We start from the raw sequence: 20,835 nt of genomic DNA, 5'->3' as shown, positions 1-20,835 counted from the left end.
GGCATTGAACACTCCCACGGACGGCAAGTACCTCGGCCAGATCGCCGCCGCCCAGCGGATCAGCATCCGCGGCGCGCGCACGCACAACCTCAAGAACGTCGATCTCGACATCCCGCGCAACCAGCTGGTGGTGATCACGGGACTGTCGGGCTCGGGCAAATCGTCGCTGGCTTTCGACACGCTCTACGCCGAAGGGCAGCGGCGCTACGTCGAAAGCCTGTCGGCCTATGCTCGGCAGTTCCTGCAGCTCATGGACAAGCCCGACGTCGACATGATCGAAGGCCTGTCCCCCGCGATTTCCATCGAGCAGAAGGCGACCTCGCACAACCCGCGCTCCACCGTGGGCACGGTCACTGAAATCCACGACTACCTGCGCCTGCTGTATGCCCGCGCTGGAACACCCTACTGCCCTCAGCACGATGTCCCGCTGACGTCCCAGACCGTCTCGCAAATGGTCGATGCGGTGCTCGCACTGCCCGCCGATACGAAGCTGATGATCCTCGCGCCGGTTGCGCGTGAGCGCAAAGGCGAATTCCTCGATCTGTTTGCCGAGATGCAGGCCAGCGGCTACGTGCGATTTCGCGTCGGGGGCCAGCCGTACGAATTCGACCAGCTGCCCAAGCTCAAGAAGACCGAGAAGCACGACATCGACGTGGTGATCGACCGGCTCAAGGTGCGCCCCGAGATGCAGCAGCGCCTGGCCGAGAGTTTCGAGGCTGCGCTGCGTCTGGCCGATGGCCGCGCGATCGCCATGGAGATGGACACGGGCCATGAGCACTGGTTCAACGCCAAATTCGCCTGCCCCATCTGCAACTACTCGATCACCGAACTGGAGCCGCGCCTCTTCTCGTTCAATTCGCCGGTCGGTGCCTGCCCCTCTTGCGACGGCCTGGGCCACCGCGAGTTCTTCGATCCGGCGCGCGTGGTCGCGTTTCCCTCGCTGTCTCTGGCCAGCGGTGCCATCAAGGGATGGGACAGGCGCAACGGCTATTACTTCAGCCTGATCGAGAGCCTGGGCAAGCACTACAAGTTCAACGTCGATGCGCCGTTTGAAGAGCTTGATTTACCGGTGCAGAACGTGGTGCTCAACGGCTCGGGCGAAGAAGAGATCCGGTTCAGCTATGTGATGGATTCTGGAAATTTTGCGGGCAAGAAAGTTGCCAAGAAGCACCCGTTCGAAGGCATCGTGCCCAACATGGCGCGGCGTTATCGCGAGACCGATTCGGTCGCCGTGAGAGAAGAACTGGCGCGCTACAGGAGCATGCAGCCGTGCCCCGATTGCAACGGCACGCGCCTGCGCAGCGAAGCGCGTCACGTCAAGATCGGCGAAGGCGAACAGGCGCGCGCCATCTATCAGGTCAGCCACGCGACGCTGCGTGACAGCCTTGCGTATTTCACTGGCCTGAAGCTGCACGGCGCGAAGGCCGACATTGCCGAGAAGGTGGTGCGAGAAATCGGCCTGCGCCTGAAATTCCTGAACGACGTCGGGCTCAACTACCTCAGCCTGGACCGCAGCGCCGAAACCTTGTCCGGTGGCGAGGCGCAGCGCATCCGGCTCGCATCGCAGATCGGCTCGGGCCTGACAGGCGTCATGTACGTGCTCGACGAACCCAGTATCGGTCTGCACCAGCGCGACAACGATCGCCTCATCAGCACGCTGCGCCACCTGCGCGACATCGGCAATAGCGTCATCGTGGTCGAGCACGACGAAGACATGATCCACGCGGCCGACTACGTGATCGACATGGGGCCGGGTGCGGGCATCCACGGTGGCCGCGTGATGGCGCAGGGCACGTTTGAAGAAGTCAAGGCGACACCCGGATCGCTCACGGGGCAGTACCTCTCGGGCGCGAAGTCGATTGCTGTCCCTACGCGGCGCACGCCGTGGCTACCAGTGGTCACCGCCGAGCCGGTCGAGCGCAAGGCCTCTCGCTTTGCGCCCAGCGATGCGGCCTTGCGCAGGCGCGAACGCGAGGCGCACCACCTGGCCACACTCGGCGCGGTGCAGGAGATTCGCGTGATCGGCGCGAAGGGCAACAACCTGAAGGACGTGAACGTGTCGTTCCCGGTGGGGCTTTTCACTTGCGTGACCGGCGTGTCGGGCTCGGGCAAGTCGACCATCGTCAACGACACGCTCTACGCAGCCGTGGCGCGCACGCTCTATCGCGCGCACGAAGAACCTGCGCCGCACGACGCCGTCGAAGGCATCGAGCATTTCGACAAGGTCATCAACGTCGATCAGTCACCGATTGGCCGCACGCCGCGCAGCAACCCCGCAACGTACACGGGGCTGTTCACGCCCATCCGCGAATTGATGGCGGAGACGGCGACCGCAAAGGAGCGCGGATACGGACCGGGCCGCTTCTCGTTCAATGTGGCAGGCGGCCGATGCGAAGCCTGCCAGGGCGACGGCGTGGTCAAGGTCGAGATGCACTTCCTGCCCGACGTGTATGTGCCCTGTGATGTCTGCAAGGGCCAGCGCTACAACCGCGAGACGCTGGAAGTGCAATGGAAGGGCCGCAACATCGCGCAGGTGCTGGACATGACGGTCGAGGACGCCCATGCATTCCTCAAGGCGGTGCCCACGATCTCGCGCAAGCTGCAGACGCTGCTGGATGTGGGCCTGTCGTACATCAAGCTCGGCCAGGCGGCGACCACGCTGTCGGGCGGTGAGGCGCAGCGCGTGAAGCTCGCGCTGGAGCTTTCCAAACGCGACACCGGACGCACGCTCTACATCCTGGACGAGCCCACCACCGGATTGCATTTCGCGGACATCGACCTGCTGCTGAAGGTGCTGCACCAGCTGCGCGACGCGGGCAACACGATCGTGGTGATCGAGCACAACCTGGACGTCATCAAGACCGCCGACTGGATCATCGACATGGGACCTGAAGGCGGTGCGGGTGGCGGCGAAGTCGTGGGCGTCGGCACACCTGAAGACATTGCCGCCAACGAGGCGAGCCACACCGGGCGTTACCTGAAGCGACTGCTTCCCGATTGATCCTGACGCATTCGTGCACTAGCATCCGGCATTCTCGTTGCAGCCGCGACGGTCGCGGTTACACAACCCACCGGAGAGCACCATGGCCAATCCCTTCGTCCACGTCGAACTGAGCAGCAACGACCTGCCTGCAGCCAAGAGTTTTTACGCCAGCCTTTTTGACTGGAAGCTCGAAGAGATGCCCATGGGGCCAGGGATGACCTACACAACGATCGACGTTGGCCAGGGCACTGGCGGCGGCATGATGACGAACCCGGTTCCTGGAACTCCGTCGTTCTGGCTGGCGTATGTCGAGGTGGCGGACATCCATGCCGCGACAAAGAAAGCAGAGACGCTGGGCGGAAAGGTCATGCAGCCGGTGACGCCGGTGGCCGAGATGGGCTGGTTCAGCGTGATCGTCGACCCGTCGGGCGCGGCGCTGGGCCTGTGGCAGACAAAGACCGCCTGATCGCTACGCAACGACTGCGCGGCGCGTCAGTCGCGGCTATGCTGTCTGCCTCATGAAAAGACAATTCCTGAAATTGATTCTCGCCGGCGCGGTCACCGCGCTTGCGCAGGCGGCGTTTGCCTTCGACCTTCCCGCCAAGTTCGATCCGAAGCGCGACGCTGCTGCCGATGTGGCCGCGGCAACCGCCCTGGCAAAGAAGCAGGGCAAGCGCGTGATCGTCGATGTGGGCGGCGAGTGGTGCCCCTGGTGCCACATCCTGGACCGCTTCATCACGCGCAACGCCGATGTGAAGAAGCTGGTCGATGACCACTACGTCTGGCTCAAGGTGAACTTCTCGAAAGAAAACAAGAACGAGGCCGTGCTGTCACGCTGGCCCAAGGTGGACGGCTATCCGCACCTGTTCGTCCTCGACGGCGACGGCAAGCTGGTCCGCTCGCAGGAGACGGCGTCGCTCGAAGCGGAGAAGGATTACGACAAGGCGAAGGTGATTGCGTTTTTGACGCAGTATCGGGGCAAGTAGTTGCCGCCAACGAAGCCGGCAATTGGACGCCGCCATCGAAACCGGTGGGCAGTGAGGCTGTCATGCCGGACTTGATCCGGCATCCACCGCGAAGCGGCGACCGCGCTCGATCAGGCATGGATTGCGGATCAAGTCCGCAATGACAGCCGTATTGGCTGTCACGCCGTACGCGAACCGCCGAACAAAGTGCCGTTGCGCGCAGCGCTCTATCAGTGAATCTCCGGCTCGCCCCCATCCGCTTCAACCTTCTTTTCCGTCTCCAGAAAATCAAAGTCGCAGCCGGTATCGGCCTGCTGGATGTGCTTGAGGTACAGCACGCCGAAGCCGCGCGTGAACTTGGGAGCGGGCTGCTTCCACTGCGCCTTGCGCTGCGCCAGTTCTTCGTCGCTCACCTGCATGTCGATGCGGCGCGCATCCACATCCAGCGAAATCAGGTCGCCATCGCGCAGCAGCCCCAGCGGACCACCCACATGCGACTCGGGCGTGACGTGCAACACGCAGGCGCCATAGCTCGTGCCGCTCATGCGCGCATCGCTGATACGCAGCATGTCGCGCACGCCCTCTTTCAACAGCTTCTGCGGGATGGGCAACTGTCCCCATTCGGGCATGCCGGGCGCGCCTTGCGGGCCCGCGCTTTGCAGCACGATCACGCTGTCTTTGGTGACCTGCAGATCCGGTGAATCGATGCGCGCGGCCATGTCGTTGTAATCCTTGAACACGACAGCCGGGCCGGTGTGCTTGCGCAGGTGCGGTTCCATCGCAGCCGGCTTGATGACAGCGCCGCCGGGCGCGAGGTTGCCGGTGAGCACCGCCAGGCCATCGCTTTCCACCAGCGCCTTGCTGCGCGGGCGGATCACATCGTCGTTGAAGACCCTGGCGCCTTCGATGTTCGCGCCCAGGGTCGTACCGGTGCAGGTCAACTGGCCGAAGTCCATCAGATCGCCCAGCTGCGTGAGGAACGCGCGCAGGCCGCCGGCGTAATAGAAATCTTCCATCAGGTACTTGCCGCTCGGTCGCAAGTTGGCCAGCACCGGCGTGCGACGTGCCAGCGCATCGAAGCGCTGCAGGTCGAGCGCGACACCCGCGCGTCGTGCCAACGCAATCAGGTGCACCACCGAGTTGGTCGAGCCACCGAGCGCCAGCACCGCCGTCACTGCGTTGTCAAACGATTGCGCGGTGAGGATGTCCGAGGGCTTCAGGTCTTCCCACACCATGTCGACGATGCGCTTGCCCGTGAGCGTCGCCATCTGCGAGTGGCGCGAATCCGGCGCGGGGATGGACGACGCGCCGGGCAAGGTCAGCCCCAGCACCTCCATCGCCGAGCACATCGTGCTGGCCGTGCCCATCGTCATGCAATGACCGGCTGATCGCGCGATCCCGTCTTCAACCTCTTGCCAGTCGCCTTCGGTGATGTTGCCCGCGCGCAGTTCGGCCCAGTATTTCCAGGTGTCGGAGCCCGACCCCAGGTACTCGCCCTTGTAGTCGCCACGCAGCATCGGGCCTGCGGGCATGAAGATCGCCGGCAGGTCCATCGAGATCGCGCCCATCACCAGCGCAGGCGTGGTCTTGTCGCAGCCGCCCATCAGCACGCAGCCATCGGCCGGGTAGGAGCGCAGCAGCTCCTCGCATTCCATCGCCAGCAGGTTGCGGTACAGCATGGTGGTCGGCTTCTGGAAAGGCTCGGACAGCGAGATCGCCGGCATCTCCACCGGAAACCCGCCCGCTTGCCAGATGCCGCGCTTGACCTCTTCGACCCGCTGCTTGAAGTGCGAATGGCAGGGGTTGATGTCGCTCCAGGTGTTGATGATCGCGATCACCGGCTTGCCCGCGTAGTCGCTGCGGTGATAGCCCATCTGCGAGGTGCGCGAACGATGGCCGAACGAGCGCAGGTCTTTGACGCCGTACCAGCGGTGGCTTCGGAGTTCTTCGGGCTTCTTGCGTTCGGTCAAAACTTTTCTCCTGCGAATTTCTGCAAATCAGTTGCGGCCGCTGGCCAGCAGATCACGTGTCCTGATGGCTTCACGGCGCGCGGCATCGGCAAAGTCCTGTCCGCTCGATGCGTACAGCACCGCGCGCGATGAATTGACGACGATGGGCGCATCGGGGCGCCAGCCGGCCTTCACCGTGGCGATCGCATCGCCGCCCTGCGCGCCCACACCGGGGATGAGCAGCGGCAGCGTCGGCGCAATGGCGCGCACACGTTCGATCTCGGCCGGATAGGTCGCACCCACGACGAGCCCGAGCTGGCCGTTGGTGTTCCACGGCCCTTGCGCCAGGCGCGCGATGTGCTCGTACATCAGCGGCTCGCCCTCGACCGATGACAGGCGCTGGCTCTGGAAGTCATCGCCACCCGGATTGGATGTGCGGCACAGCAGGAAGGCGCCCTTGCCGGGGTATTCGAGATAAGGCTCGACCGAGTCGCGGCCCATGAAGGGCGAGAGCGTCACGCAGTCGGCGCCATAGCGCTCGAACACCTCACGCGCATATTGCTGCGCGGTGGAGCCGATGTCGCCGCGCTTGGCATCGAGGATGACTGGCACATGAGGCGCGACGGCACGCATGTGCGCCATCAGCCGCTCGAGCTGGTCTTCGGCGCGGTTGGCTGCGAAGTAGGCGATCTGGGGTTTGAAGGCGATGACGAGATCGGCGGTGGCATCGACGATGCGCGCGCAGAAGTCGAAGATCTTCGAGGCATCGCCCTTCATGTGGGCGGGAAAACGGGAAGGCTCGGGGTCCAGGCCCACACAGAGCATGGAGCCGCTTTGCTGCTCGGCCTGGCGCAGCATCTCGATGAAGGTCATGGCGTGGATTGTAAGAGCCATGTCTTCAACGGCCGCAGCCGCTTTGCGGTGGATACCGGGTCAAGCCCGGTATGACATCCAGACAGAGGCTGTCATTGCGGACTCGATCCGCAATCCAGGTATTGAGCGGCTCTCGCCGCTTCGCGGTGGATGCCGCACAATCACCCGCGCAATGCAAAGATTGACCTCACGCCAGATCGCAACCCTCGTTCTCCTCACGGTGGTGTGGGGCTTGAACTGGCCGGTGATGAAGCTGGGCGTGACGGGCTACCCGGCGCTGACCTTCCGCGCGCTATCCATCCTGCTGGGCATCCCGGTGCTGGGCCTGGCGCTCGTCGTGCTCAAGGTGCCGTTTCGCCTGCCGCGCAAATACTGGCTCGAGTTCTCGTGGCTCACCGTCACCAACATGATGATCTGGCACATCTGCATCATTTTGGCGGTGCGCAGTCTCTCCAGCGGACGCGCCGCCATCCTCGGCTACACGATGCCGATCTTTTCGGCGGTGATCGGCGCGCTGGTCTTTCACGCAATGCTCAGCCGCCGCGCATGGACCGGCGTTGCTGCGGCCGCGCTCGGCGTGTCGCTGCTCCTGTGGCATGAATTCACCGGGCTTGCAGGCAAACCAGGTGCCGTCGCGCTCGCCCTCTTTGCGGCCTGCGTGTGGGCGCTGGGCACGCAGCTTCTGCGCCGCTCGAAGATCGAGCTGCCCACGCTCACGCTGTCGTTCTGGATGACCGTGGCCGCAGGCCTCACGATGGGACTGCTGTCGCTCATCTTCGAGAGCGACCAGTGGCGCGTGCCAACAGGCCCTGTGGCCTGGGCGATCGGCTACAACGCGATCCTCATCTTCGGCTACGCCCACGCGGCATGGTTCTATCTCGCACGCGGCCTGCCACCGGTGGCATCGACATTGAGCGTGATGTTCATACCGGTGCTCGGCGTATTCAGCGGCGCCTTGTGGCTCGGTGAAATCCTGCACTGGCAAGACTGGGCTGCGGTCGTGTTGATGGTGGTAGCGATCGCATCGGTGCTGTGGCCCGCAAAACCCGCAGCATCAGCAAACGCCCTAAGCCGATAGCGCGAGTCACGCAATCCAATGGTTTCAAAAGGCCCCTCGCGGGGCCTTTTTTGCGTCTGGCGTACATGTTTTCGCCCATACCCCGATAGGCACTAGTCAGCGTGTCGACTAGGCATCCGCCCTAGCCCCCCGGTCGCATCAGCTTAGGTCGAACGCTGCTTTCACCTAAGGCTCGAAGTCCCCCGAACGGTCTCATGAACACATGCCTTCAAGGCGTGTTTTCAAGACCGATCAAGGGACCCTCATGTTGTTCGAAACCAGTGCCGCCACAGGACTTTTCTCCAGCCTCCTGAACAGCGAGCCCGCGCAACTCGCACTGCCCGCCTACACCTGCGGCTGCCCGGCTTGCGGCGACGCGATGCTCCCCGGCGAAGGCGGCTCCATCGGTGCCTTCGCTACCTCGCCCTACGACAACGCCTATCAGTTCGTGGGCAGCGCAGCGACCTACGGCATCGGCGGCAACGTCGATGCACTGATGTCCGGAAGCATGTGGTCCAGCCAGGACTCCAGCACCACGACGATCATCACGTATTCATTTGCCAACCCGTGGCAGTCGTCGTTCACCTATTCGCAGATGAGCAGTTCGCTTTCGAGCTTCTCGGAAGCCGACAAGGCCCTCACACGCCAGCTGCTGTCCACCATCGAGGCCGTCTGCAACGTCGACTTCGTCGAAGTGGCAGACAACGCTGCCGAGTGCGGCGTGCTGCGTTACGGCTACTCGGCCGAACCCAACCAGATGAGCTTTGCGGGCTACGCCTACTTTCCGTCTGCATCCGCCATCGGCGGCGATGTCTGGATCGGTGCCGACCAGGCCTCATCGACCTGGGACTTCTATCGCCCCAACCTGATCCTGCACGAAACACTCCACGCCCTGGGCCTGAAGCACCCGTTCGAGAGCGGCTCCGTGCTCAGCGCCGAGCAGAACATCATCCCCAACACCGTGATGAGCTATTCGACGGTGGCAGGCGGCTCTTCGGGCTACATGTCCAAGTACCCCAATGAGCCCATGCCGCTGGACATCGCCGCCTTGCAATATCTCTACGGCGCGTCTTCGAGCAACGCAGGCAACACGACATACGACCTGGCCGACGGCAGGTTCCAGCAGGGCTTTCATGCACTGTGGGACGCCGGCGGCACCGACACCCTCGACGGCAGCCACCTGGCCCGGTCCATCACCCTGGACATGGCCGACGGGTCTGTCAGCAACATCGGCACGGCGGTCACCGCATCGGCCCGGCCGGCCGCTGGCGGCAGCGTCACTGCCACCTACACCAACACGCTGTCGATTGCCAAGGGCGCCGTGATCGAGCACGCCGTGGGCACCAGCTACGCGGACACGATTTCCGGCAATGCAGCGGACAACACCATCTCCGGCGGCATGGGCAACGACCGGATCGAAGGCCGCGGCGGCAACGACTGGATCGAAGGCGGGGCGGGCCTGGACACCGCTGTCATCAATGCCTTGCGTGCGGGCTACACCATTGCCGCTTACGGCACAGGCAAGATGGTGTCCGGCGGCGCGACCGGCTCCGACATCCTGTCTGGCGTCGAGCGCCTGCAGTTCAACGATGCCAAGGTGGCTTTAGACGTCGATGGCAACGCAGGCCTGGCCGTCAAGTTGCTGGGCGCGGTGAACGGCGTGGCCGCATCCCACCATGCGGGCCTGATCGGCTCGGCGATGGCCTCGCTGGACGCGGGCACCAGCTTCGAGGGACTGGTCATGTCATCGATCAATGCAGCGCTGGGCGGCGGCGCATCCAACCACGCCGTCGCAACCCTGCTGGTCAACAACATCGCAGGCACGGTGATGCCTGCCGATTACATCCAGACCTGGGCGCAGTACATGGACAACGGCAGCTACACGCAAGCTGCGTTCGGCGTGGCTGCGGCCGAGTTCTGGCTCAACGTCGAGAACGTCAACATCGTCGGCCTGGCCTCGACCGGCATCGACTACATCTGAACGACGGTTGACGAATCGCGCAAACGCTCAGCGCTTGCCGACCGCCTGCTGGTAGAGGCCCTTGACGCGAGGCACGTTCTCGCGAAGCCGCTCGATGCGATCCGGGCCTGTGGGATGGGTCGATAGAAACGCGGGCGAGCCCTTGCCGCCCTTGGCCTTGCCCATCTTTTCCCACAGCGCGATGGATGCGTTGGGGTCGAACCCCGCGCGCGCCGCGAGTTCCAGGCCGACCAGGTCGGCGTCGATCTCGTCATTGCGGCTGAACTTGAGCGTGATGAGTTTGGTGCCGACATTGGCCGCGAGATCGCCGACCTGACCCAGGCCCAGCAACTGCGCACCGATCGACAGAATGGTGCCCGTGCCCTGGCTCTTGGCGATGCGGGCGCGCGCATGTTCACGCAGCGCATGCGCGATCTCGTGGCCCATCACCATGGCCACTTCGTCGTCGGTGAGCTTGAGCTGGCTCAGGATGCCAGTGAAGAAGGCGATCTTGCCGCCGGGCATGCAGAACGCGTTGATCTGCTGGCTGCCAATCAGGTTGACCTCCCAGCGCCAGTCCTTGGCGCGATCGTTCCACTTGCCGCTTTGCGCAACCAGTTTCGACGCAATCGCGCGCAGGCGTTGCAGTTGCGGATGGCCTTCCGGCGCGAGCGCATTCTGGGCACGGGCCTTTTCCATGAGCTGCGAATACTGCATGACGCCCGCCTGCTCGATCTTGTCTGCAGGCACCAGGCCCCGCAACCGCGACGCCTGCCCCACATCGACCTGCGCCATGGCCGGCGACGCGATCGCAGCGCCCATGGCGAGAAGAAACCCGCGGCGGGGCCACGGGCTGTGTGTTGATTGGTAGCATTGCTGGCACATGGAGGGCCATGATAAACAGCGAAAGCCACCCGCATGTCGGACAACACCAATACCCTGCCTCAGCCTCAACCTCAGACCCCGCCTCCGACCTGGGGCCAGACGCTCAAGGTCTATCTCGAACCCGCCACGCTGCGCATGCTGTTCCTGGGCTTCTCGGCGGGCTTGCCCTTGCTGCTGGTGCTGGGTACCCTGAGCTTCTGGCTGCGCGAGGCCGGCATCGACCGCACCACCATCGGATACCTGTCGTGGGTCGGGCTGGCCTACGCCTTCAAGTGGTGCTGGGCGCCGCTGGTGGACCGGATGCCGATTCCCATCCTGTCGCGCCTGCTGGGGCGGCGGCGCGCATGGCTGCTGTTCGCACAGTGCATCGTTGTCGCGGGCATCGTGGGCATGGCATTCACTGACCCCAAGGCATCGCTCGAAACGATCGTCTGGTGCGCATTGCTGGTGGCATTCGGCTCGGCCACGCAAGACATTGCGCTGGACGCATTTCGCATCGAGTCTGCCGATACGGACAAGCAGGCGGCCCTCGCCGCTGCCTACCAGACGGGCTATCGGCTGGCGATGATCTGGGCCGGTGCCGGCGTGCTGTGGATTGCCGCCCGCGCCGAAGTGGCCAACGTCGCCAACTACCAGCATGCCGCGTGGCAGACCGCTTATCTCGTGATGGCGGCGTCGATGCTTGTGGGCATGGCGACGGTTTTGCTCTCGCCCGAACCCTCGCACAAGGTGCTACCGCCCGCCCGCAACGCAGCTGCATGGCTGCGCGAGGTGCTGGTCGAGCCTTTCGCCGAATTCATTCGCCGCTACGGCTGGCACGCGGCGCTCATCCTGGGGCTGATCGCGGTGTACCGCATCAGCGACATCGTGATGGGCATCATGGCCAACCCGTTCTACGTGGACATGGGCTACACCAAGGACGAGGTCGCCGCCGTCACCAAGGTGTACGGCGTGATCATGACCCTGGTGGGCGCGTTCATCGGCGGAGCGTTGTCGATGCGCTTTGGCGTGATGCGGGTGCTGATGCTGGGCGCGATCCTGAGCGCCGCCAGCAACCTGCTGTTCGCCTGGCTGGGCACGCGCGGCCACGACCTGCATGGCCTGATCTTCGTGATCGCAGCCGACAACCTTTCCAGCGGCATTGCATCGGCGGCATTCATCGCCTACCTGTCGAGCCTGACCAACATCAAATACTCGGCAACGCAATACGCGCTTTTCAGCTCGATGATGCTGTTGCTGCCCAAGTGGCTCGCCGGTTTTTCAGGCAAGTTCGTCGATGCGTACGGCTACGTCAACTTCTTCACCGCAACAGCATTCCTGGGCGTGCCGGTGTTGCTGCTGGTATGGCTGGCGTCGCGCACGACGGTGACGGCACCGGCCAGGGACGCTTAGCTACTTGCCAGGCAAGCGAGTTCGGCGCGCTGCACCTTGCCCAGCGCGGTCTTGGGAAGCGCCGCTACAAAGAACCAACGCCGGGGCAATTTGAAGCGGGCCAGCTTTCCCTGCGTCCAGTCACGCAGCTCCTGCTCTGCAATCGTCTGGCCCGGCTTCGCCACCACGGCGACTGCGACGATTTCTCCCCAGGTCTCGTCGGGCAACGCAAAGGCCGCGCACTCGGCCACGCACGGATGCGAAGCGAGCAAGGCCTCGATCTGCGCAGGGTGGATGTTCTCACCGCCGGAGATGATGAGGTCCTTCAGGCGGCCGGCGATGGTGTAGCTGCCGTCGTCGGCGCGGTTTGCCAAGTCACCCGTGTGGAACCATCCATCACTGTCGCAGGCGCTCTGGTCGGGCCAATAGCGCTGGACCACATTCGGGCCGCGCACCCACAACTCGCCGACCCCTTTGCTCGCCTCGTGCAGCATCACGTCCACCCCCGGTGCAGGCCAGCCGCACGACCCCGCATGGCTCCTGGCGAACCGCGCAGGGAGAGCGATGGAAAACGGTCCGGTTTCCGTCGAGCCGTACACGTTGCACACCGCAACGCCCCGTGCGTGGAATGCATCGACCAGATCGCGCGGCAGCACGCTGGACCCGGCCCAGAGCGCCCGCAAGCCGGACAGGTCGGCGTCGTGCCAGTGCGGATGCTCGATCATCGCGCGCATGGTCGCAGGCACCTGCAAGGTCAGCGTCGGACGGTCACGCTCAAAGCAGGCGAGCGCGGCATCGGGCGTGAACCGGGAATGCAGGATGACTTTGGCCCCGGCGAACAGCGCAGGCAATGTCTGTATGCACAGGCCGCCGACGTGAAACAGCGGCAACATCGTCGCCACGACATCGCGCCGCGTGATCTCCTGCACCTGCGATGCGATCTGCATGTTCGCCAGCAGGTTGGCCTGGGTGTGAACGGCCGCCTTTGCGCGGCTGGTCGTGCCCGAGGTGTACACGAGCAGGACCGGCGAGGACGGCAGTCCCATCACCGGCGCTGCATGCCGCGTGTCGAACCGATGGAGTTCGTCCAAGCTCCGCGCCGCGATGCCGCAGTGCCCATCAAGCGCATGAGCCGCATCTGCAAATGCCGCGTCGTGCACCAGGAATCGTGGGGAGCAATCGTCGATGAGCGCTCGCCATTCAAGCGGCGCCAGGCGTGTGTTGAGCGGCAGCAAGATCGCGCCGATGCGCGCCAGTGCGAACAGCAGCGCGATCTGCGCTGGATGATTGGCGCCCAGCCACGCGATGCGGTCCCCGGCGCGAACGCCCCATTCGTGCCACAGACCCGCAGCCATCGCATCGCATTGACGCGCGAATTCGCGGCAGGTGATCGCGACGCCCTCATGAACGATCGCCACCGCATCGCCGTCAGCCTGTGCGCGTGCGAGCGGCACTTCGTGGAAAAACACATCGCTGGAGAGCTGGGCCATTTACCTAACTTTACCGCCGCTTCGTGTGGGTACGGGAGCAAGCGGACCAATATGCGATCACCAGCCCCGGCGCGAAAGACTCACGCCACCCAACCGAACTCATTACCATTCCTGCATGCAACAACTGCTGATGATCGAAGATGACACCCGCCTCGCACAGATGGTGGGCGAGTACCTCGAGCGTTCCGGGTTCGGGATCACACACGCTGCCGATGCCAAGGCGGGGCTGGCGCTGCTGCAGGACCCGCCCCCCGGTGCGACGCCCGACCTGGTGGTGCTGGACCTGATGCTGCCCGACCTCGATGGCCTTGAAGTGTGCCGCCGCGTGCGCGCACTTCCCGGGGCCATGGGCCAGATTCCCATCCTCATGCTGACTGCCAAGGGCGACCCGATGGACCGCATCGTCGGGCTGGAGCTGGGCGCAGACGACTACCTGCCCAAGCCGTTCGAGCCACGCGAGTTGCTCGCACGCATCCGCGCCATCCTGCGCCGTCGCGTGGAAGGGGTGCAACCCACCGCAAAGGTGATGCGCTTCGGCACGCTGGAGATCGACAAGGATGCGCGCACCGTGATCGTCGCAGGCAAGTCCGTCGAACTCACCTCTTACCAGTTCGACCTGCTCATCACGCTGGCCGAGCGCGCGGGCCGCGTGCTCACCCGCGACCAGATCATGGAAGCCGTGCGGGGCCGCGAGCTCGAAGCGTTTGATCGCTCCATCGACGTGCACATGGGCCGCATTCGCGCCGCCATCGAGGTCGACGCAAAGAACCCCAAGCGAATCCTCACCGTGCGCGGCGTGGGTTACGTCTTTGCCAAGCAGCAGGATTGAAGGACCGGGTCATTTCATGATTGCATGGCGCGCCCGTTTCCGGGTTCCCCTTTACCTGCGTCTGTGGCTGGCCGTGGTGGTTGCCGTCGGCGTGCTCACGATTGCCTTCGGCTACCTCTGGCGCATGAACGCCGAGCAGGCGCCCGAGCGCGAAGTGATCATCCGCAACGAGGCCGGCGATGTGATCGGCCAGGTCAGGGCGCGTGCGGCCTGGGTGCCGGGACAGGGCCTTGAATTCGACGTGAAGATGAACGACGGCACGACGCAGACCGTGCAGCTGCCCGCGCGCAAGCGCAATCCTGGCGAAGGCCCGCCCGGTCGTTCGTATTGGGCGCGCGGCCCCGGCGGCCTGCTGTGGATACTGGGCATCGTCGCACTCGCTGTGGCCATCAGCACCTACCCCATCATCCGCCGGCTGACGCAGCGGCTGGACGATCTGCGCCTGGGCGTGGAGCGCTGGGGCGCGGGCGACCTCACGACGCGCATCAAGGAAACCGGCACCGACGAACTCGCGTTTCTGGCCGAGCGTTTCAACCACGCGGCCGAGCGCGTCGAGCGGCTGCTGCAGGCCAACAAGTCCCTGCTCGCCAATGCATCGCATGAGCTGCGCTCGCCGCTCGCGCGCATCCGCATGGGGCTGGAACTGATGGACCCGCCCGCGTCGGCTGCGACACGCAGTGAGATTGAACGCAACATCGCCGAGCTCGACCAGCTCATCGACGAGATCCTGTTGGCCAGCCGGCTGGACGCGAGAGAAAGCGACATGGGCACGATCGAGTCGATCGACCTCACCGGACTGGTCGCCGAAGAATGCGCGCGCTCGGGTGCCGAGCTGGCCGCGACCGAAGACGGCAAGCCGCTGGTCGTGCAGGCGGTGTCCAAGCTGATGCGGCGAGCCGTGCGCAACCTGCTGGAGAACGCGCGGCGCTACAGCGACGGCCCGGTCACCGTTGAACTCAAGCGCCAGGGCCGCGACGCCGTCGTCCGTGTGAACGACCGCGGGCCCGGTGTGCCGCCCTCGGAACGCGAGCGCATCTTTGAACCCTTCTACAGGCTGCCTGGCGCCAGCGAGCGCTTTGGCGGCGTGGGCCTGGGGCTGGCACTGGTCAGCTCCATCGCACAGCGCCATCAGGGCTCGGTGCACTGCGAAGACCATGAAGGTGGCGGCGCATCGTTCGTTCTCCACATTCCTTGTGACCAGGTGTAAGGGGACCTGCACACTGGAGGTCTAAAGGCTTCAATTTTCAGGAACCTCCTTCATTTGAAGGATGCGGATACTGGCGCATCGATTTAAAGTTCGCGTCAACGCTGTCACGCAATTCATCCAGACCAGTTCCAAGTCTCCCAACGACGTCCTCTCGAGGACTTTGATACAGCCACCGCGAGGTGGCTGTTTTTTTGGTGCCGGGTGTTATTCAGCTGATGGCCCAAACCTCAGGCTGAGGCGCCAGAAAAGCCGTTCTTCGGGGTTGAAGGGCGGCTTTTTAGCTTGTGAGGTCCCTTCACTTCGATACCGTGACGACATGAGCTATCGAAGTGCCAGAACAAATCCCTCGGCGAGAGCGAACCCCGCCAGTCCTCAAGTACCTCCTCAACGAGCGCGCAGCCCTTCTGGGCGAGCTGGCGCGGATGGATACGGTCATCCCAGAGTTGGCCAGGCGAGCCGAAGCTGCGCAGCGCAAGGCCCGAATGCTCGGGAGGCAGCTCGCGACTGCGCAGGAGCGTCAAGCCGGCTACCGCCTATCAGTCCGCGCCCTGGACGTCACCCTCAAGCTCGCGAGCCCGACCGTGAACCCCGCAGCGGGAGGCGTCGTGGCGACCTGGGCCGGCAAGTATGGGGAGCGTGGCGCCTTTCGCCAATTTGTCCTCGGCATGCTCAAGTCCGCAGCGCCCCAGGAGCTTTCCTCGGCCGTTCTGTACGAGGCTGTCGTCGTCGAGTTTGGGTTGTACCTGCCGACGCGAAGCCAAAAGGAAACCATACGGAGAAACCTACGGCGGTTGCTCACCCAGGAGCATGCTCGCGTAGAGCGACTTCCCGGCCAATTGCCGTCGGGTGCGCTGCTGTGGCGTTGGCGCGGCGCTCCCACTCTATCTGCCTTGGCGGAGGAGGCCGCCCATGACCAGGCAGCGGACCCCGTCCGGCCTGAAGTGGGTGGCCAACGAGCTGGCAGCAACCGTGGGTGAGCTGGAGCGGATTGACGAGGAGCTCATCCGCCTGGCCGCGCGACGGTCGCACCTGGAGAAAGTCCGGAAGGCCCTGGTCGAGGTCGGCGCTCTGAGCCACGCCCCCGGCCTGGAAGGTCTCGTGTCCCCGGTGCGGGCCCAGGAGCAGTACGGAGGCCGCGGCGTCCTGCGCAACTGGCTCCGGCGTCTTCTCAAGGAAGCGGCGCCGGCGGCGGTCGACACTCCGACCATGGTCCGCCTGGCCGAGGAGACCTTCGACCTGCACTTTGCGTCCTACCGGGAGCGGGACCGGTTTCGCAAGAATGCGCTCACTCGGGCATTGCGCGCGATGCTGGACTTCGGGGAGGTCGAGCGCGTGCACGACACCAAGGCGGCCGCGGGCTCTGTCGGCGTGTGGCGGTGGAAGGCGGCTCCCAGCATGGATGTAGTTCGGCGCGCCGCGCGCCAGGCCGAGGCCCGCTGATGGCTCTCACCATGACCCGCACGCGCACCCAGACAGCGCTGACCTCCCTGTGCCGAATGATTGCAAACGTGCACGGCGAGCTGGAGTTCGTCGACTGGGCGCTGCGGTTCCGGAAGCAGGGGCGGAAAGTACTGGAAGCCAGGCGCCTGGCGCTGCTCGGACGGAGGGAGGCGCTGCACACGACGCTACGGGTGTTTGACCCGGAGCTTGACCCGGCCTCGATTGGCGCGATTCAGGAATGGCTGAAGCCGTATGGGCGGAAGTTCACGCTGCGCGCTGTAGGGAAGTACGTCAAGGTGCACCTATCACCGTGACGCAGCGGCGCTATTTCGACGCGCGGTAAACAGGCCCAAGGACCTGCTCGTCGAGGCTCATATGGGCGCCCAATCGTGGGCACGCCTTTCCAGTGGGATGGAACGGATTGGCAAGGTCTCCGCCAAAACGAACGTACGCGACCGACTCGCCTAGGAGTGCACCGTCAGTAGCTCGAATCACCCTCTCGTGCAACCGAGTGAAGCGGTATTGCCCCGTAATCGGAGTTCCCTCGCTCTCCTTCAGCACTTGCTCCTCAAGTTCAAGGTAGTAAGGGGCATTGGGACGGGACTTTCGCAGGGTCACTCTAAAGCTGGGGCTCGGCCGCTCGGCGCGCTCGTACACCCGTACACCACCGTCTTCTGCGCACCTGCGTAGTAGCTCGGCGTCCATTGACATCTGGGCGGGGGTGTGGGCGCAACCCGCCGTCAACAAGGTCGACGCGAGAGCTGCAATAAGAGAACGTGTTTTCAAGGCAGAATTCCAGGGAGTGAAGGCCGCCGCGGCGCGGGGCATGTGGCGTGTAGCGGACGCTGGCTACACAGGGCATGCAACCCCCCGCAGCACTCCTGGATAGTCGAGCCTTCTTCGCGCTTTTCGAAGCGCTTGCGGGCGTCGGCCTGGTCGTATGGCTGTTCGTCCTCGCCGTCGGCTACATCACGCCGACTACGGCACAACGAGTCCTGCGACTTCAACCCCTCGAAAGGTGGCTGCCAGCTGGAGCCCTGGGACTCAGTGCGGCTGGCTTGGCGTTTGCTCTCAATTGGGCCTGGACCACTGACAACCCCTTTCCGCCACTTGGCGGCCCGACCGATATGGTGCCCGGCCTCAGCCTACTGGTCGTGCTGGGAGCCCCAACCCTCATGCTGCCGCCGATGTTCGTTGTAGGCCGGCCCAAGGCCCACATCTGTTTCTTTCTCGCGGCCGGGGCATGCGCAGCAGTCGGGAGCTCGACAGCGTTAGCTGTGGCAGCCCTCACCATACCTACGGCGCTGGTCACAGGGATGCTGCGGCGCAAAGAGTGAAAGCTTCGCGACGCTCCCATGGTTCTCGGCAGCGAAAGAATGCAGGCTGCCAGGACGTGAGGTCCGCCGCGGCGCGGAGGCATGCAGCGGGTAGGGTAACTCTGCTCCGCTATACGAGCTATCAAGATTCTGGACCCTGACATGACCTCACGCTTTTATCGCCCCCTTGCCGCCATCTCCATGGCGATTGCATTGGCGGCCTGTTCGCAACCGACAGACATCGTATTTGGCAGTGACCCTCTGAAAACAATGAGTGAGAACGTTGAGCTCGTGCGCAAGCTCCCTGACCAAGACCGTGACTTGCTCGCACGCTACCTCATGGCTCGCGAGGCGTCGGCAGCTTTGGGCATGCCGAACATTGAGGGGGGCCCCGACAGGACGCCCCTGGTGGGAAAAACCGTCGGGGAAGCGATTGAGCTCGCCCGCTTGTGGGAAACCAAGCGCAAAGCGTTGGCGGAGGCTCGTGCCGTGCAGGAGGCGAAGGAGGCAGACCTGCGAAAGAGGGCCCAAGCGGAACGAAAGGCAATTCTCGACCAGCTGACCGAATCAGCGACGGTCACATTGCTGGAGAAGCGGGTAGTCGAACGGGACTTTCGAGAAGCTCGCCCCTTTGATTTGCTTGTGCTGAAGTTTGGCCTCGAGAACAAGTCGAAGCAGGCAATTGTCCAGCTTAAAGGTGTCGTGTATGTGACCGATGCGGTTGGCGATGAAGTCGGCAGCTTGCTGGTGGACTTTGACGACCGGCTCGAGCCTGGAAAGGTAGTGCAGACAGACCGCGGGTCAGCTTGGCACGTAACGAGAACGGGCCGAGACTACATTGAGCGCATTGCTGACGCGAATGGCAGCACCATTAAGAGTCGCTTCGAAATAGAGTCCATCGCCTTTGCCGATGGAACTGTTGTCCGTGCGCCCGAAGTGGACTAACTTAGGTGAGCGGGCCAACGTCGTCAGTGGCGTCGCGCTCTTCCAGCACTCCATGCCGGCGCTTCCACACGCCCCAGGCAGCAAACGCGGCTCCACTGAGCCCTGACCGCTCGCCCAACTGGTAGACCCGCCCGCTGCGGGTCTTCGCCCGCCGCGTAGCAGGGTCGAACACCTCCACCGGTGAGCTCACTTGCCCCTTACACCCCTCCAGCCGCCAGCCCACCAGGTGGCGCGTCCAAGGCCGCCCTGGACCGTCAAACGGCACCTCCATGACCATCCAGGCGTCCAGCGTCTTGGTGGGTTCCTGTTCGATGCGGTCGATGCGCCATGTCATGTGCGGTTCTCCTATCGCGGCGGCTTCGGCTTCCAGCCCTCTGGCCTGCCGCGACCCTTGGCCGGTGCATTGCCCTCGAGCAGCATCTCGTGGTCCCGGTGTACCCCCTGGTAGTAGCCACGCCACCACTTCGACAGGCCCACCGATAGCGCCACCCGCAGCAGATGCCTCAGCTTCTTGCCGGTTGAGAGCTTGCGGGTGTCCTGGCGCCAGGCCTGCTCGCACGAGTAGTCGTGCGTGTACTTGTTGCTCTGGTTCAGGTAGACGCCCTCGGCGCCACGTCGCATGCGAGCGTTCAAGCTCTCGGCCAGGTTGTTGCTGATGCCGCCCGGCCGGCTGTAGCTCTCGGAGTGATTGATGGTGTCGTGCTTGGCGAACAGCGTGCCAAATGATGCGTACGACGGGTCCTCGTCGGTCATGAAGGCCGATTCGGCGGAGGCGTGGCGCATGGCCATGGTCGTCACGGTGGCCCCGGACTCGGTCTTGGCGATTCCAATACGGGTCGACACCGCGCCCAAGCCAAGGCTCTGACCTCGCTGCACCATTGCGAGCACCAGGCGGCGGTCCACCGGCTGCTTGGAAGCCTTGCCCCACTTCGGCGGAGTGGGCGGGCCATGGGGCTCCTCGCCAGGCTTCGGCTTCAGCAGGAAGGACGGAATCTTTGGGGTCGGGCCACTTTTGCCACCGAGGGGCTTGCCGCGCTTTTCTCGGTACCGGCGGCCATTGATGTCCATGCCGTCCATCTCGTGCACGCCGGCCAGTAGGCCCACGTTGAATCCGCGCACGAGCCCTTCGCGCAGCTTCTGCACCAAGGTGAATGCCGTCCCATACGCGACGTTCCACTCGCGGCGCAGCTGCAGCGCCGGCAGCCCGGAAGCGCCATTGGCCCAGGTGAAGGCCATGCACAGAATCTTCTTCAGCGACAACTTGTGGTCAGCGAGCACCGTGCCGGACGTCACGGAGAACCGCTTGCCGCAGCACTTGCACTTCCAGCGCAGCTCCTTGACCGAGAAATAGTGGGTGTCCACGGTCCCGCAATGCGCACAGGGCATCTCGGTGGTCGAGCCCCAGGTCAGCTCCGCGAGCAGGAGCACCGCCTGCTTCTCGGACAGCTTGGCCAGGTCTTCCTGGCCGAAGTCGACCGCCTTCTTGCTCAGATGGAAGGCCGCCGTGCCCGTCCGCTTGCGAATTGGAAGCGGCTTAAAGGGGGAGGACGCGGGGGCGCTCATGG

18 protein-coding genes are annotated in these 20,835 nt (G+C 64.2%); 11 read left to right on the top strand and 7 right to left on the bottom strand.

Going from position 1 to position 20,835, the window contains the following annotated elements:
- Positions 1–4: 4 nt before the first annotated feature.
- The 3 genes from uvrA (at position 5) to AQ12_RS01600 (ending at position 3,969) form a co-directional block, all read left to right on the top strand.
- Complete coding sequence (uvrA, locus tag AQ12_RS01610; protein ID WP_048438079.1) at positions 5–3,001, top strand: excinuclease ABC subunit UvrA; 2,997 nt, start codon at positions 5–7, stop codon at positions 2,999–3,001.
- 82 nt (positions 3,002–3,083) lie between these two features.
- Positions 3,084–3,449, top strand: a complete 366-nt coding sequence (locus AQ12_RS01605) for a VOC family protein (RefSeq protein ID WP_048438078.1) — start codon at positions 3,084–3,086, stop codon at positions 3,447–3,449.
- Between the two features lie 52 nt (positions 3,450–3,501).
- Positions 3,502–3,969, top strand: coding sequence for a thioredoxin family protein (locus AQ12_RS01600; RefSeq protein WP_048438077.1), 468 nt, complete (start codon positions 3,502–3,504; stop codon positions 3,967–3,969).
- Between the two features lie 209 nt (positions 3,970–4,178).
- Here AQ12_RS01600 and araD read toward each other — a convergent pair whose 3' ends face one another.
- Together araD and pyrF are read right to left on the bottom strand one after the other, a co-directional pair.
- Positions 4,179–5,918: an L-arabinonate dehydratase gene (gene araD / locus AQ12_RS01595; protein WP_048438076.1), complete on the bottom strand. Its 1,740-nt coding sequence runs from the start codon at positions 5,916–5,918 to the stop codon at positions 4,179–4,181.
- Between the two features lie 27 nt (positions 5,919–5,945).
- Positions 5,946–6,770 (bottom strand): orotidine-5'-phosphate decarboxylase, encoded by an 825-nt coding sequence (pyrF, locus tag AQ12_RS01590; RefSeq protein WP_048438075.1) that lies wholly within the window; start codon positions 6,768–6,770, stop codon positions 5,946–5,948.
- A gap of 172 nt (positions 6,771–6,942) precedes the next feature.
- Here pyrF and AQ12_RS01585 point away from each other — a divergent pair, with 172 nt between their 5' ends.
- The gene (locus tag AQ12_RS01585) at positions 6,943–7,848 is read left to right on the top strand and encodes a DMT family transporter (RefSeq protein WP_048438074.1); all 906 of its coding nucleotides are present in this window, start codon (positions 6,943–6,945) and stop codon (positions 7,846–7,848) included.
- Between the two features lie 244 nt (positions 7,849–8,092).
- Positions 8,093–9,808: a M10 family metallopeptidase gene (locus AQ12_RS01580; protein ID WP_048438073.1), complete on the top strand. Its 1,716-nt coding sequence runs from the start codon at positions 8,093–8,095 to the stop codon at positions 9,806–9,808.
- Positions 9,809–9,835: 27 nt separating this feature from the next.
- Here the strand turns inward: AQ12_RS01580 and AQ12_RS01575 are convergent, their stop codons facing one another.
- On the bottom strand, positions 9,836–10,672 hold the full coding sequence (locus tag AQ12_RS01575; protein ID WP_048438072.1) for a M48 family metallopeptidase: 837 nt from the start codon (positions 10,670–10,672) through the stop codon (positions 9,836–9,838).
- 33 nt (positions 10,673–10,705) lie between these two features.
- Here AQ12_RS01575 and AQ12_RS01570 point away from each other — a divergent pair, with 33 nt between their 5' ends.
- Entirely contained in the window at positions 10,706–12,064 is a 1,359-nt protein-coding gene (locus AQ12_RS01570) for an MFS transporter (protein WP_048438071.1), read from the top strand.
- Here the strand turns inward: AQ12_RS01570 and AQ12_RS01565 are convergent.
- Entirely contained in the window at positions 12,061–13,533 is a 1,473-nt protein-coding gene (locus AQ12_RS01565; RefSeq protein ID WP_053076500.1) for a class I adenylate-forming enzyme family protein, read from the bottom strand. The two genes, AQ12_RS01570 and AQ12_RS01565, sit on opposite strands and share 4 nt — an antisense overlap.
- Before the next feature lie 115 nt (positions 13,534–13,648).
- On the opposite strand from AQ12_RS01565, the gene AQ12_RS01560 reads away from it, so the two are divergent.
- A complete protein-coding gene (locus AQ12_RS01560) occupies positions 13,649–14,362 on the top strand; it encodes a response regulator (RefSeq protein WP_048438070.1) in 714 nt (237 codons plus the stop codon).
- Between the two features lie 16 nt (positions 14,363–14,378).
- A complete protein-coding gene (locus AQ12_RS01555) occupies positions 14,379–15,569 on the top strand; it encodes an ATP-binding protein (RefSeq protein ID WP_048438069.1) in 1,191 nt (396 codons plus the stop codon).
- Positions 15,570–15,796: 227 nt separating this feature from the next.
- Here the strand turns inward: AQ12_RS01555 and AQ12_RS22605 are convergent, their stop codons facing one another.
- A complete protein-coding gene (locus AQ12_RS22605) occupies positions 15,797–16,090 on the bottom strand; it encodes a hypothetical protein (RefSeq protein ID WP_152682629.1) in 294 nt (97 codons plus the stop codon).
- Positions 16,091–16,478: 388 nt separating this feature from the next.
- On the opposite strand from AQ12_RS22605, the gene AQ12_RS01545 reads away from it, so the two are divergent.
- From AQ12_RS01545 to AQ12_RS01525, 3 genes are all read left to right on the top strand, one after another.
- Entirely contained in the window at positions 16,479–17,009 is a 531-nt protein-coding gene (locus tag AQ12_RS01545; RefSeq protein ID WP_152682628.1) for a hypothetical protein, read from the top strand.
- The gene (locus AQ12_RS01540) at positions 17,009–17,323 is read left to right on the top strand and encodes a hypothetical protein (protein WP_048438066.1); all 315 of its coding nucleotides are present in this window, start codon (positions 17,009–17,011) and stop codon (positions 17,321–17,323) included. The genes AQ12_RS01545 and AQ12_RS01540 overlap by 1 nt, the downstream gene beginning before the upstream one ends.
- A gap of 1,164 nt (positions 17,324–18,487) precedes the next feature.
- Positions 18,488–19,270, top strand: coding sequence for a hypothetical protein (locus AQ12_RS01525; RefSeq protein ID WP_048438063.1), 783 nt, complete (start codon positions 18,488–18,490; stop codon positions 19,268–19,270).
- Position 19,271: 1 nt separating this feature from the next.
- On the opposite strand, the gene AQ12_RS01520 is transcribed toward AQ12_RS01525, so the two are convergent.
- Positions 19,272–19,604, bottom strand: coding sequence for a hypothetical protein (locus tag AQ12_RS01520; protein ID WP_053076499.1), 333 nt, complete (start codon positions 19,602–19,604; stop codon positions 19,272–19,274).
- Between the two features lie 11 nt (positions 19,605–19,615).
- Positions 19,616–20,833, bottom strand: a complete 1,218-nt coding sequence (locus tag AQ12_RS01515) for a transposase (RefSeq protein ID WP_048438062.1) — start codon at positions 20,831–20,833, stop codon at positions 19,616–19,618.
- Positions 20,834–20,835 lie beyond the last annotated feature (2 nt).

Source organism: Caenimonas sp. SL110 (assembly GCF_001044395.1).
Taxonomy (GTDB): Bacteria; Pseudomonadota; Gammaproteobacteria; order Burkholderiales; family Burkholderiaceae_C; genus Ramlibacter.
The sequence above is the reverse complement of the archived record's forward strand: the minus strand, read 5'-3'. Positions and strand labels throughout refer to the sequence as shown.